This window comes from Bradyrhizobium sp. NBAIM14 (assembly GCF_020193895.1).
Taxonomy (GTDB): domain Bacteria; phylum Pseudomonadota; class Alphaproteobacteria; order Rhizobiales; family Xanthobacteraceae; genus Bradyrhizobium; species Bradyrhizobium yuanmingense.
Genome location: NZ_JADYVQ010000027.1, coordinates 24,515 through 36,333, shown reverse-complemented (window position 1 = coordinate 36,333; position 11,819 = coordinate 24,515). Strand labels below are relative to the sequence as shown.

11 protein-coding genes and 1 tRNA gene are annotated in these 11,819 nt (G+C 63.3%); 8 read left to right on the top strand and 4 right to left on the bottom strand.

The window, feature by feature from the left end; all coding sequences use genetic code 11:
• Positions 1 to 84 precede the first annotated feature (84 nt).
• Together I6F28_RS34330 and I6F28_RS34325 are read right to left on the bottom strand one after the other, a co-directional pair.
• Positions 85 to 1,119 carry an aldo/keto reductase gene (locus I6F28_RS34330; protein WP_225143316.1) on the bottom strand — a complete coding sequence of 345 codons (1,035 nt, stop codon included), beginning with the start codon at positions 1,117 to 1,119 and terminating at the stop codon, positions 85 to 87.
• 10 nt (positions 1,120 to 1,129) lie between these two features.
• The gene (locus I6F28_RS34325; protein WP_225143315.1) at positions 1,130 to 2,311 is read right to left on the bottom strand and encodes an MFS transporter; all 1,182 of its coding nucleotides are present in this window, start codon (positions 2,309 to 2,311) and stop codon (positions 1,130 to 1,132) included.
• Positions 2,312 to 2,409: 98 nt separating this feature from the next.
• On the opposite strand from I6F28_RS34325, the gene I6F28_RS34320 reads away from it, so the two are divergent.
• From I6F28_RS34320 to I6F28_RS34295, 6 genes are all read left to right on the top strand, one after another.
• A complete protein-coding gene (locus tag I6F28_RS34320) occupies positions 2,410 to 3,363 on the top strand; it encodes a LysR family transcriptional regulator (RefSeq protein WP_109141763.1) in 954 nt (317 codons plus the stop codon).
• Positions 3,364 to 3,660: 297 nt separating this feature from the next.
• On the top strand, positions 3,661 to 4,620 hold the full coding sequence (locus I6F28_RS34315) for a fatty acid desaturase (RefSeq protein WP_225143314.1): 960 nt from the start codon (positions 3,661 to 3,663) through the stop codon (positions 4,618 to 4,620).
• Between the two features lie 236 nt (positions 4,621 to 4,856).
• Positions 4,857 to 5,855, top strand: a complete 999-nt coding sequence (locus tag I6F28_RS34310) for an ABC transporter substrate-binding protein (RefSeq protein ID WP_225143313.1) — start codon at positions 4,857 to 4,859, stop codon at positions 5,853 to 5,855.
• Positions 5,852 to 6,625: an ABC transporter permease gene (locus I6F28_RS34305; RefSeq protein WP_057030178.1), complete on the top strand. Its 774-nt coding sequence runs from the start codon at positions 5,852 to 5,854 to the stop codon at positions 6,623 to 6,625. The genes I6F28_RS34310 and I6F28_RS34305 overlap by 4 nt, the downstream gene beginning before the upstream one ends.
• On the top strand, positions 6,613 to 7,488 hold the full coding sequence (locus I6F28_RS34300; protein WP_225143312.1) for an ABC transporter ATP-binding protein: 876 nt from the start codon (positions 6,613 to 6,615) through the stop codon (positions 7,486 to 7,488). The genes I6F28_RS34305 and I6F28_RS34300 overlap by 13 nt, the downstream gene beginning before the upstream one ends.
• 104 nt (positions 7,489 to 7,592) lie before the next feature.
• Positions 7,593 to 8,282 carry a Crp/Fnr family transcriptional regulator gene (locus I6F28_RS34295; protein WP_225129871.1) on the top strand — a complete coding sequence of 230 codons (690 nt, stop codon included), beginning with the start codon at positions 7,593 to 7,595 and terminating at the stop codon, positions 8,280 to 8,282.
• On the opposite strand, the gene atzF is transcribed toward I6F28_RS34295, so the two are convergent.
• Positions 8,279 to 9,661: an allophanate hydrolase gene (gene atzF, locus I6F28_RS34290; protein WP_225143310.1), complete on the bottom strand. Its 1,383-nt coding sequence runs from the start codon at positions 9,659 to 9,661 to the stop codon at positions 8,279 to 8,281. The two genes, I6F28_RS34295 and atzF, sit on opposite strands and share 4 nt — an antisense overlap.
• A gap of 245 nt (positions 9,662 to 9,906) precedes the next feature.
• On the opposite strand from atzF, the gene I6F28_RS34285 reads away from it, so the two are divergent.
• Positions 9,907 to 10,953, top strand: coding sequence for an SMI1/KNR4 family protein (locus tag I6F28_RS34285; RefSeq protein WP_225129874.1), 1,047 nt, complete (start codon positions 9,907 to 9,909; stop codon positions 10,951 to 10,953).
• A gap of 24 nt (positions 10,954 to 10,977) precedes the next feature.
• On the opposite strand, the gene I6F28_RS34280 is transcribed toward I6F28_RS34285, so the two are convergent.
• Positions 10,978 to 11,067, bottom strand: a tRNA-Ser gene (locus I6F28_RS34280).
• A 194-nt stretch (positions 11,068 to 11,261) separates the two neighbouring features.
• Between I6F28_RS34280 and I6F28_RS34275 the strand changes: the two genes are divergently transcribed.
• Positions 11,262 to 11,603, top strand: a complete 342-nt coding sequence (locus I6F28_RS34275; RefSeq protein ID WP_225143308.1) for a hypothetical protein — start codon at positions 11,262 to 11,264, stop codon at positions 11,601 to 11,603.
• The last annotated feature ends 216 nt before the right edge of the window (positions 11,604 to 11,819 follow it).

Below are 11,819 nucleotides of genomic sequence, written 5' to 3'. Positions count from 1 at the left end.
ACATGGGACCCTGTACAGGCGCGATTCTGCATGGCGCATTGTCGCGACGCTCTGTCGCAATCGCAGCCTTCCATGAGCAAGCTCCTACACCAACGGTGGATTGAGCCGCGCAAAGCCCTCCTGGACGCGATAGGGATAGTACGGATAAGGCGGCATCACCCCGCTGACCTCATCGAGCCGCTTGATCTGGTCCGCGCTCAGCGACCAGCCGACGGCACCGAGATTGTCGCGCAGCTGCGCTTCGTCGCGCGCCCCGATGATCACGGAAGAGACCGTGGGACGCGACAGCAGCCAGGCAATCGCGACCTGCGGCACGGTCCGAGCGGCCTCCACAGCAATCGCATCGAGCACGTCAACGACGGCGTAGAGGCGCGCATCGTCCACGGGCGGACCGAACTGTGCGGTGGCATGCAGGCGGCTTCCTTGCGGCAGCGGCTGGCCGCGCCGGATCTTTCCGGTGAGCCTGCCCCAGCCCAGTGGGCTCCAGACCAGAGCGCCGACGCCCTGATCGCGCGCGAGCGGCATCAGTTCCCATTCATAGTCGCGCCCCAGCAGGGAGTAATAGACCTGGTGCGCGACATAGCGCGGCCAGCCATGCCGGTCCGCGATCGCGAGCGACTTCATCAGCTGCCAGCCGGCGAAATTCGAGACGCCGACATAGCGCAGCTTACCGGCGCGCACGAGCATATCGAGCGTGGACAGCACCTCCTCGATCGACGTGAACGCGTCGAAGGCGTGGAGCTGAAGCAGATCGATATGGTCAGTGCCGAGCCGTCCTAGCGCCGCATCAACCGAGGCAAGCAGCCGCTGCCGCGACGAGCCGGCATCGAGCGGACCGTCGCCCATCGGCAGGCTCATCTTGGTCGAGATCAGCACCTTGTCGCGGCGCCCCTTGATCGCGGCACCGAGGATCTCCTCGGAGGCGCCGTTCGAATAGACATCGGCGCTGTCGAACAGATTGACGCCGGCATCGAGGCAGATATCGACCAGCCTGCGGGCTTCATCAGTGCCGCTGCGGCCCCAGGCGGAAAACAACGGACCCTGGCCGCCGAACGTGCCGGTGCCGAAGCTGAGGACGGGGACTTTGAGCCCGGAAGCGCCGAGATTGCGGTATTCCATGATCGCTCTCCTATTCCGCCGGGCACGCCGCGACGGTTGCCGGCGCGGGATCGAGCCGGAGACTCCACAGCGCCAGAACGAGGCCAATGACGGTGATGCCGGCCGCGACCAGCGGCAGCGCCGAAAGGCCGAGCCCGCGGTCGATGGTGACGCCGCCTACCCAGGCGCCGAGCGCGTTGCCGAGATTGAACGCGGCGATGTTGAGGCTGGAGGCGAGCGTCCGGCCGCTGGGACCTGCGGCTTCCAGCACGCGAAGCTGAAGCGGCGCGACGGTCGCGAAGGCGGCGGTGCCGAGTAGCAGGATCAGCGCGACGGACAGGATCTTGATCGACAGCACGGCCGCCAGGCCGAGCAGCACGATCGCAAGCGCGGCAAGCGTGCCGGTCAAGGCCTGTGCGAGGCCGCGGTCCGCAAGCTTGCCGCCGGCGATATTGCCGATCCCAAGGCCGACGCCGAACACCAGCAGGATCGGCGAGACGGCAGCCTCCGAAAAGCCGGTGAAGCGCGTCAGGATCGGCTGGATATAGGTGAAGACGACGAACAGTCCGGCGAAGCCGAACACGGTCATGGCAAGACCGAGCAGCACCTGCGGACGGCCGAGCACGGCCACTTCCTCGGCAAGCGAGATCGGCTTGTCGCCATCGCCGACATGGCCGGGGACGAGCGCGGCGACGACCGCAAACGCGATCACGCCGATGACAGTCACCGCCCAGAACGCCGCGCGCCAGCCGAGCATCAGGCCGAGCCAGGCACCGAAGGGCACGCCCAGGAGCGTCGCGACCGTCAGGCCGATGAACATGGTGGCGATCGCAGACGCACGCTTGTCCTCGGCGACGAGGCTGGTGGCCACCACCGAGCCGACGCCGAAGAACGTGCCGTGGGCGAGGGAGGTCAGCACCCGCGCGGCCATCAGCAATTCGTAAGTGGGTGCGAGCGCGCAAGCCGCATTGCCGAGCGTGAAGATCGCCATCAGCGCCAGCAGCACAGTTTTCCGCGGCATCCGCCGCGTCGCCAGCGTCAGCACCGGCGCGCCGACGAACACGCCGAGCGCATAGCCTGATATCAGCAGGCCCGCGACCGGCACCGAGACGTGCATGTCGGCGGCGACCTGCAGCAGCAAGCCCATGATGATGAATTCGGTGGTGCCGATGCCGAAGGCACCGGCGGTGAGCGCGAGGACGGCAGGAGGCATGCGTTGCTCCAAGGGATGAGACGAGCCACGCAGATAGCGGCGCTGCCGCCAAACCATTAGAATGTCCGCAATCCAATCATTTGTGACGTGAATTCAACATGGCCCGTTTCGATACCAACCGCTCGGCCGAGATGGAGGTCTTCGTCCGCGTCGTGGACCTCGGCGGCTTCACCCAGGCCGCGCGAAAGCTGCGTCTGACGCCATCGGGCGTCAGTAAGCTTATCTCGCGTCTGGAGGCGCGCCTCGGCGCGCGGCTCGTCAACCGCACCACGCGCAAGCTGACGCTGACAGCGGAAGGCCAGGCCTTCTACGAGCGATCGTTGCGCATCCTCGCCGAGATGGAGGAGGCCGAGCGCGAGGCGGCCTCGGGCGCGGCGCCGCGCGGCCGCCTCACGGTCAACTGCAACATCCCCTTCGGCATGCTGCATGTGATGCCTTTGATCCCGCGGTTTCTGGCGCAGCATCCCGACGTCACGCTCGATCTCGTGCTGACCGATACGGTGATCGACCTGATGCAGGAGCGCGCGGACGTCGCCATCCGCGTCGGTCCGCTGCGCGCCTCGCGGCTGGTCGCGCGAAAGCTCGGCACCAGCCGCATGGTCGTGGTCGGCGCGCCGGATTATCTCGCCCGTTGCGGCATGCCGAAGATTCCGGCCGATCTCGCCGACCACCGCGGCATCGGCTGGACCTTTCCACGCAGCATCCGCGGCTGGCCGTTCAGGCGTGGCGACCACGCCGAGGAGGCCCTGCCCCCGCCGGTCGCGCGCGCCAGCGACGGCGAAGCCGCCCGCCGCCTCTGCCTCGGCAGTGTCGGTCTCGCGCGCCTCGCGCTCTTCCACATCGGCCCCGACATCGAATCCGGCCGCCTCGTCCCGGTGCTGCAAGGATACAATCCCGGCGACCGCGAAGACATCCACGCCGTCTATGTCGGCCACACCGCCCCACTCCCGGCACGCGTGCGCGCGTTCATCGATTTCCTCGCCGAGCACGTGCGGGTGAGCGACCCCGCGTTGAAGCGGACCGGGGATGGGAAGTGGAAGCTGGTGGGGTGAAGCGGCGGCGGAGGGCGCAGGAGAAGCTTGCCCCCGGCAGGCTTGCCGAGCCGAAGCAAACGGCACCGAGTCCGCCTTCGGCCTGCGGGCTTCGGCGCGCCAGCCTTGCGCAAACTTGGTTTGCGAAGGCTGGCGAGGAGAGTGTCAGTCCAGGGATGCCGGGCGAGCCAACGCCGACGAAATAAATTGCTTCTGCATTGCGGCCGCGCTTCCTAGGGTCGGCCTGTGCTTGGCCAATTCCAGCGTCCTCACGAGCACGGTCAAGTGTGCGATTCCGAAAAAGAGACGACCACGATCATGAGCAATGCCATCACTGCCACCGGAGAGAAGCCGCTGACTCCAGCCATGCTGCGCGAATTGTCGGTGCGGTCCGATTGGCAGGGTCTGATCCGCGCGGCCAGCCACTACGGCGTGATCGTCGTTGTCGGCGCGCTGATCTGGCTGGTCTCATCGCAATACGGAATCGTCTGGGCGTTGCCGCTGGTGGTCGTCCAAGGCTACTTTGTCGCATTCCTGTTCATGGTGGTCCACGAGACCGCCCACAAGACGGCATTTCGCAGCCGGGCGCTTAATCTCGCCTTCGGTCATCTCTCCTCGTTCGCGGTCGGCTTGCCTTACGAATATTACTGCTTATTCCACTGGGATCATCATCGGTATACGCAGGATCCAAAGAGGGATCCGGAACTGCTGTCGGTTCCGATCCCGACCTCGGACGCGCAATTGGTGATCGTCTACAGCGGCTTGCGGCAGGTTGCCTTCCGGGTGGGGCTGATGCTTCGCCATGCGTTGACCGGCAACGCCACGTCACCATGGATTCCTGAAAATAAACGCCACATCGTCGTGACAGAGGCGCGTCTCCATCTGGCAGGCTACGTCGCGCTGTTGCTGGCATCGATCGCGTTGCACACCTTGATCCTGTTGTGGGTCTGGGTCGTCCCCGTGATCGTCGGTCAATTGTTTCTGCGTCCGTATCTGCTTGCCGAACACACCGGCTGCGATCGCACGCGCAGCGCCTTCCAGAACACCCGCACCACCTATACCGCCAGGTTCGTGCGCTGGTTCGCATGGAACATGCCCTATCATGTCGAACACCATGCCTATCCTTCGATTCCTTTCCATGCGCTGCCGAAACTGAACCGGATCATCGCCGATCGGATCGTCTATCGGGGCCCGGGCTACATCGCAGTGACGCGGCAGACGTGGGCCTGGTTTCGCCGCGCACGCAACGGCATCCAAAGCTCGATCGGTTCTGATTGAGTCGAGATCAGGACTTGGCGGAAGCCAGCAGAGTGCCGTTGCCGCAGGCCATGCTGCGCCCAAGGTGTGAGCAGCTTGATGAATTTATTGCCCCGATCACGGTTGGAAGCTGTTTTGCTTGCGCAAAAAGTGGACAGCAGGGCCTTGTCGATTAATTGCTTCATGGTCTTCGATCTTCAGACGATCCTGTCGTTAACGTCGATCACCTCCGGTCGCCGGCATCACAGGGGTTTGGCATGCGATCAACAACTGCACTTCGGTTCGCCGTGTTCGTGCTATCTGCGTCCTTCCTGTTTGCGCCGCTCGAGCGTGCGACAGCCCAGGAATTGCTGAAGGCGCGGCTCGCCCAGAATCTTGGGCCGATCTCGGGACTGGCGATCGTTGCCAATGCGAAGGGCCTTTTCGCCAAGCACGGGCTCGACATCGCGGTCTCCAATTTCACCAGCGGGAAGCAGTGCCTCGATACGGTGCTTGGGGGAGGGGCGGATTTCGCGACAACAGCCGAGGCGCCGGTCACGGCGGCCGCGATGGCGCAACAACCCATCGCCTTCGTGGCGGGGATGGAATATTCGGATCTCAAGACCATGACCGCAGCTTCTGCCGGGATCAAGACGAAGGCCGATCTGCGTGGAAAGCGAATCGCCTTCACGGCCGGAACCGGCAGCGAAGTCTACACCTCGGTTCTGTTGAAAGCGGCGGGCCTGACCTCGAAGGACGTGACGCTCGTCAACCTGCGACCGCAGGAGATGCTCCCTGCCATGGCGGCCGGCAGCATCGACGCATTCGACACCTGGGAGCCGCACGTCGCGAATGCGAAGAAGGCTCTCGGCGAAGGCGCGATTCCGCTTGATACCAAAGGTCTCTACTCGGAGACCTTCAATATCGTCGTGACGCAGTCTTACCTCGCCGCCAACCCGGCGATCGTAAGCAAGTTCCTGGCGTCCCTCATCGAAGCCGAGGACTGGCTCAAGGCGAATCCGGGTGAAGCAATCGACGTCATCGCAGCGGCGACGGGGATGAAACGCGATGAATTGGCGTCGATCTGGACGGACTACGTCTACCATGTGCGCCTCGACGACAGGATTCTCACGACTCTGAAAACCCATGCCGCCTGGCGGCTCGAGACCGGCAATCATCCCCCTGGAGCGAGCATGCCCGATTTCACGAAAGTCCTGGTGACGGCGCCGCTGAAGGCGCTCGATTCAGCTCGCGTCACGCTGGGGGCACGCCCGTGAGCGTCGGCAGACGCAGCAGCGCGACCGAACGGCTGAGCGTACTGGTCGCTGTCCTCTCCGTGCCCGCCTTCACAGGCATGTGGGAACTGGTTGCGCGCTCCGGCATCGTGAACACCGTGCTGTTTCCGCCGCCATCGACCGTCGCCGTTGCCGTTCTCGAATGGATTCGCAGCGGACAATTCTTCGCCGACCTGATGGCGAGCCTCGCGCGCGTGGCCGCGGGATTTGCCATCGGGGCCGCGGGCGGAATCGTGCTCGGCATCCTGACCGGCCGATTTCGACTGGTGTCCAGCCTGCTTTCGCCCTTGTTTCACATCCTTCGTCCAATTCCTCCCATCGCCTTCGTGCCGATCGTCATCCTTTGGTTTGGCCTCTCGGAAACAGGCAAGCTTTTCCTGGTCGTTTGGGGCGTGTTCTTCACGGTATGGCTCGCGACCCACATCGGGGTGCAGAAAGTCGACCACGGACTTATCCGAGCCGCCCAGATGCTCGGCACGCCGCAACCGCAGATGCTGTGGGAGATCGTCCTTCTTGGCGCGCTGCCCTATATCACGGTCGGTCTTCGAACCGCGGTGAGCATCTCCTTCTACACGCTGGTCGCCGCCGAGTTGGCAGGAGCGTTCGCCGGTATCGTTTATCGTATCGAAATTGCGCAACAGAACATGCAAACGGGTCAGGTCATGGGCGGGCTGGCGGCTCTCGGACTGCTTTCCTTCGTCGCCGACCGTTCCTTCGCGATTCTTGCCGAACGTGCCGTGTGGTGGCGATGACCCCTAGCCTGCTTCGTCCAGACCAGCCGCTCAGGCTCGTGGATACGTACCCGCCGTCCGCCGCGGCGTGTCAGGCGATCATCCGGGTCGAGGATTTGAGCATCGTCTTCGATGCGCCGAGCGGGCAGGTCATCGCGGTCGACCGCGTATCCCTGGCAGTAGCCCAGGGAGAATTCGTCTCGATCGTCGGTCCATCCGGCTGCGGCAAGTCCACGCTGCTGAATGCAATGGCCGGCCTCGAGCGGCCGTTCGGAGGCCAGGTGCTCATGGCCGGCGAAGCAATGCGCAAGCCACGGCCCGAGATCGGAATGGTCTTCCAGCAGCCACATCTGTTTCCGTGGAAATCGGTGCGCCGGAATATCGCACACGGGCCCCGCGCTCTCGGCAAGCCGAAAGCGGAGGCGCTGCGGATTGCCGACGGCCTCATCGAGATGATCGGTCTGACCAGATTTGCGTCGGCATATCCGCACACGCTATCCGGGGGCATGCAGCAGCGGGTTGCGATTGCCCGTGCCCTCGCCAATCAGCCGAGTGTCATGTTGATGGACGAGCCGTTCGGAGCGCTGGATGCGCAGACCCGGGCGGTCATGCAGGACAATCTGCTGGAGCTCCGCGAGCGGATCAATGCAACAATCGTCTTCGTCACACACGACATCGATGAAGCGATCCTTCTCTCTGACCGTGTGCTGATCATGAGCGCCGGACCTGGCCGCATCCTCAGGGATCTTCAGGTGAGCCTGCCGCGGCCGCGCTCCAGCGCCATCGTCGCGGAGGCCGCCTATCTCGCCCTCAAGCGGGATTGCCTTGACCTGATCCGCTCGGAAGGCCGCAGGGCCTTCGAGCAGATGGAAATCAAGACGTAGGCGCCTGACGATATGTTCTGGCATGGCTCTTGAATGGCTTTCCCCTGCGGCGGCAGGGGAGCGAGCAGATGTCAGCGGCAAGTCTCAGGAATGCGACCGGCATCATGCTGGCGGGATCGGATGCTCTGGTCGGGTCGCTGCCGAGCTTGTTGGATCCGTTGTGTGAGGCTGACCGGCGTCGTGTCCTCGCCATCGGCCGCGAGGAGGTCCTGCCGGCAGGCAAGCATGTCTGGCGTCAGGGCGATCTGCAAAACGGCATTTATCTGATCGAAGAGGGGCGTATTCGCAGCTACTACGCGGCGCCTTCCGGACGCGAGGTGACGCTGGCCTACTGGTTCGCCGGCAATTTCGTCGGCGGCCCCGATCTGTTCGGTACTGGTGCCCATGTATGGTCTTCGGTCGCAGTGGAACGAAGCCGAGTGACGTTCTTGCCCGGCCCAGCCCTGCGCGCGCTGGCGCTTCAATCGGCAAGTATCGCAGTCGCGCTGCTGGATGCGCTCGCCTTCAAGGCACGGTGCTACTCGGCCATGGCGCAAATGCTGGGGACCCGCTCGGTGACCGAGCGGCTGCATCGTCTGTTGGTCTTCCTCTCGAAGATCTACGGTTCGCAGCAGGGCCGCGAGATCGTGATCGGGATCCCGTTCACGCATGGTGATCTCGCCAATCTGATCGGCTCAACCCGCCAATGGGTGACGGTGCAGCTTTCCCGCATGCAGGCAAGAGGCGTCATCCGTTATCACCGGGGCCTGATTGTGATCCTCAATCTGCGCGCCCTCGATCTCGAAGTGGTCTAGGAGGCGGCCTTCGGATATTCCTTTAGATCGAACAGTCTGGCCTTCGCATCGGGCAGCCATCGTTCGGCAAGGTCGAGAACAACATGGTCGCGCCACGCAGGTGCCAGCAAAGTGATACCCATCGGCATGCCGTTGCCGAGCGTTGCATTGGGAACCGACACCGCGCACAAGTCCACGAGATTGGCAAAATAGGAGTAGTAACCGAGGCGGTTGTTGAGCGTGATGGGATCTTCCATCATCTCCGCAATCGTGAAGGGGCGTGGCGCGGTCGGTACCACCAGAACATCGATCTCCTCGAAAAGCGTTTGGATCTGGCGTCGCAGCTTCCAAAGTCGATGTTGCGCGGCGAATGCATCTGTTGCGGAAAACCGGGCAGCTCCGCTCAGCACGTTGCGGATGACGTCAAGCAGGTCTCCATGATCGATGTTCATGAGCTTGCTGATCGCCGCATGACGTTCGGCAATCCAAGGCCCTGAAAAGAGCATTTCACCGGCTTCGGCGAAAGGCGCGAAGTCAATGTTCCTGGCTTGACCTCCCAATCCCGAAAGCCTCGTGCAGGCCTGCCTGTAGAGGTCATCGCATTCCGGCATGCCGAATGAATTGAGATGACCGACAGGGACCTGGCCGAACCGGAATTTGCGAGGAGGTGGGAAGGACGTGGCAATCCGTTGGCGGCTAAAGGGATCACTGTCGTCGAATCCTTCGATCAACCCGAGCAGAATTCGACCTTCGGCAATGGAATTGCAGAAGATCGAGGGACAATCGAGCGTCGGACAGTTCGGCACAAGTCCCCGGGACGAGACGAGGCCGACGGTTGGCTTGATCCCGATGATTCCGTTGAAACCTGCGGGAATCCGGCCTGAGCCGCCGGTATCTGTGCCGAGAGCGAAGGCAACATGGCCGGATGCTACGGCAGCAGCCGAGCCGGAGCTCGAACCGCCGGAGACATACAGATCGTCCGCCGCACTGGAACAGGCGCCGTAGGGGGAGCGGGCGCCGGACAGTCCGGTTGCGAACTGATCCAGGTTGGTTTTGCCAAGACAGATCGCACCCGCGGCCGCCAATTTCTCGACGCATCTAGCCGATTGCGCAGCCCTATATTCGAATGACGGGCAGGCTGCTGTCGTTGGCATGGCCTCAACGTCAATATTGTCCTTGACGCCGAATGGCACGCCAAGGAGCGGCAGGACTTCACCCTCTTCCGCTCGTTGCACAAGGGCATCAACCTCAGCCAGCGCTTCTTCCATGGGCCGCACATAGATCCAGCAATTGCGGTGCCGGTCCCGCTCGATGCGCTCATAGGCGCTTATGATGATGGAGGCTAACTCGGCACGGGAACGGAGGGGTCGGCTCTGCGCGGATAGGATCGCTTGCGGCACGGAATAAGCTCCTGAGGGCATGACCCCACGAATATGAAGCCGCTGCCCAGCAATGAAAGCAACTAAGCGCCTCAACCGCACCGGCGGGACTCGAGCCTGCAACCAAACCGTTATGAGCGGCAGCAAATGGCGGAGAGAGTGTCAGTCAATCCTGATTGACGTATAAGCTGTTTTCATTCCGAAGGGCGGCAATCAACGGTCCTGGCTACTGGGCGCTTAGACACGCCTCGTAACATGACGAGGTAATGAAGATGGCGACGAAACGGCTCTTTGACGACTTCGACTTCGAAGGCTTCTGGGACGACTGTCCGTATTCCCTGGAGAACTATGTCGAGCCTCCGCCGACCGACGAGCTGATCGCCTCCATTGAGCATGAAATCGGAGGGTATCGGCTGCCGGCGGCCTATGTCGACCTCGCACGGCGCCACAATGGCGGAATGGTCAAGCGCAACTGCCATCCAATGAAGGAGCGTACAGGCTGGGCGGAGGACCACGTGGCTATCGAGGGGCTCTTCGCTCTTGGCCGTACGTCCACCTATTCACTCGCCGGGAAGTTTGGCGCCAAGTTCATGATCGAGGAATGGGGCTACCCGCCGATTGGCGTCGGAATCGCCGACACGCCGGCCGGCGGCCACGAACTGATCATGCTGGACTACCGGAGCTGCGGAAAGCGGGGCGAGCCGCAGGTCGTGTACGTCGACCAGGAGGATGACTGCCGTATCGTCGTCGTCGCGCCGGACTTCGAGACCTTCATTCGCGGCTTGGTGGAGGAGTCCGAGTACGACACTGCTGAGGAGGATCGGGCCGCTGCGATCGCGACCGTCGAGCGGGGAACGTTATCGCCAATCGTGGTGCGAGCCTTGGCCGCCGTCGGCGACCGTCTGCCGCACGGCGAGCGAATGTTGCGCACCTTGGCCCGGCAGATCGTGGACGAGAAGGGCTTCTTTGCCCTGCACGACGACGAGCGCTCACATCTGATGTATGGACTGATGTTCTGGCTTTATTCGAGCCTTCGTACGGCCAGATCCTTCGAAGCTTTCTTGGGCCGGTCCGAGACCGGCACCTCCTACGACTCGCCTTGTTACGAGCTGATGATCGCTTTCGACCTTGTCACCGAACCTTACGGCTTCAACACGCGCGGGTACGCCGAGGGCTTTGTGAGGGACTGGTGGGACGCGTGCGTCGCCCGCGGCGACATGGCCGAGATGGCGGAAGGCTACCGTCTGACTTCCAGGGCCGAGGCGGCCCTGCTCGGACGCTTGGCGACGATTGCTGGCCCCGAAGGCAAATAAGCCGGCGCCATTGATTTGAGCGGGTGGCGGAGAGAGTGGGATTCGAACCCACGGTACGGTTTCCCGCACACACGCTTTCCAAGCGTGCGCCTTAAGCCACTCGGCCATCTCTCCGGAGCGCCCTCTCTTGAAGGGGCGCCGACGATTTTGCAAGGGATCGCGGAGATATCGGGCGATTTTTCCGCAACTTACTGTATTTGCAGCACAATATCCGGCTCCGCGGGCACCCGAAGCGGCCGCGGGGCTGAACCGCGGGCGGCCCTGGCGCGACGATTCACGGCAAGCCGCCACACACGACCGGGGACGCCATGACCATCCGCAAGACCATCGCCGCCTTGAGCCTGATTTCGACCCTCGGCTCCGCCCTTGCCGCGCCGGCCCTGGCACAGGTCTGCACCCGGCAGGGGGGCGACGTCAGCTGCGACGACGGCCGGCGCGGGGTGCTTTCAGGCGATACCATCCTCTGGCCGGACGGAACCCGCTCCAGCTCGGCGCCGCATCAGAGCGTGATCATCGGCAACAAGAGCTCGGTGCGTGTCGGGACCGGCGTGTTTGTCGGTCAGGGCAAGGGCGTGGTGCCGCTGGACGATCCGAACGCGCCGAACAAGCGGCAATGCGCGATCCTGGACGGCGTGTCGTATTGCTATTGAGGGGCGCTCTTGCCTTCTCCCCCTTGCGGGAGAAGGTGGCGCGAAGCGCCGGATGAGGGGTTGCATCCACGAATCTTGCTGCGAGACGTTCACGCGTGGAGAGACACCCCTCACCCGTCTCGCCGCTGTCGCCATAGCCGATGCAAAGCATCGGCGTTCTTAAGAACGGCGGCCAGAGGCCCCCTATGCCACCCTCTCCCACAACAAGGGCAGAGG

Excerpts from the sequence above, each read along its gene's own strand:
- I6F28_RS34330 (WP_225143316.1), bottom strand. The coding sequence starts at position 1,119 with ATGGAATACCGCAATCTCGGCGCTTCCGGGCTCAAAGTCCCCGTCCTC.
- I6F28_RS34310 (WP_225143313.1), top strand. The coding sequence starts at position 4,857 with ATGCGATCAACAACTGCACTTCGGTTCGCCGTGTTCGTGCTATCTGCG.
- I6F28_RS34295 (WP_225129871.1), top strand. The coding sequence starts at position 7,593 with ATGCTGGCGGGATCGGATGCTCTGGTCGGGTCGCTGCCGAGCTTGTTG.
- I6F28_RS34275 (WP_225143308.1), top strand. The coding sequence starts at position 11,262 with ATGACCATCCGCAAGACCATCGCCGCCTTGAGCCTGATTTCGACCCTC.
- I6F28_RS34285 (WP_225129874.1), top strand. The coding sequence starts at position 9,907 with ATGAAGATGGCGACGAAACGGCTCTTTGACGACTTCGACTTCGAAGGC.
- I6F28_RS34325 (WP_225143315.1), bottom strand. The coding sequence starts at position 2,311 with ATGCCTCCTGCCGTCCTCGCGCTCACCGCCGGTGCCTTCGGCATCGGC.
- I6F28_RS34315 (WP_225143314.1), top strand. The coding sequence starts at position 3,661 with ATGAGCAATGCCATCACTGCCACCGGAGAGAAGCCGCTGACTCCAGCC.
- I6F28_RS34320 (WP_109141763.1), top strand. The coding sequence starts at position 2,410 with ATGGCCCGTTTCGATACCAACCGCTCGGCCGAGATGGAGGTCTTCGTC.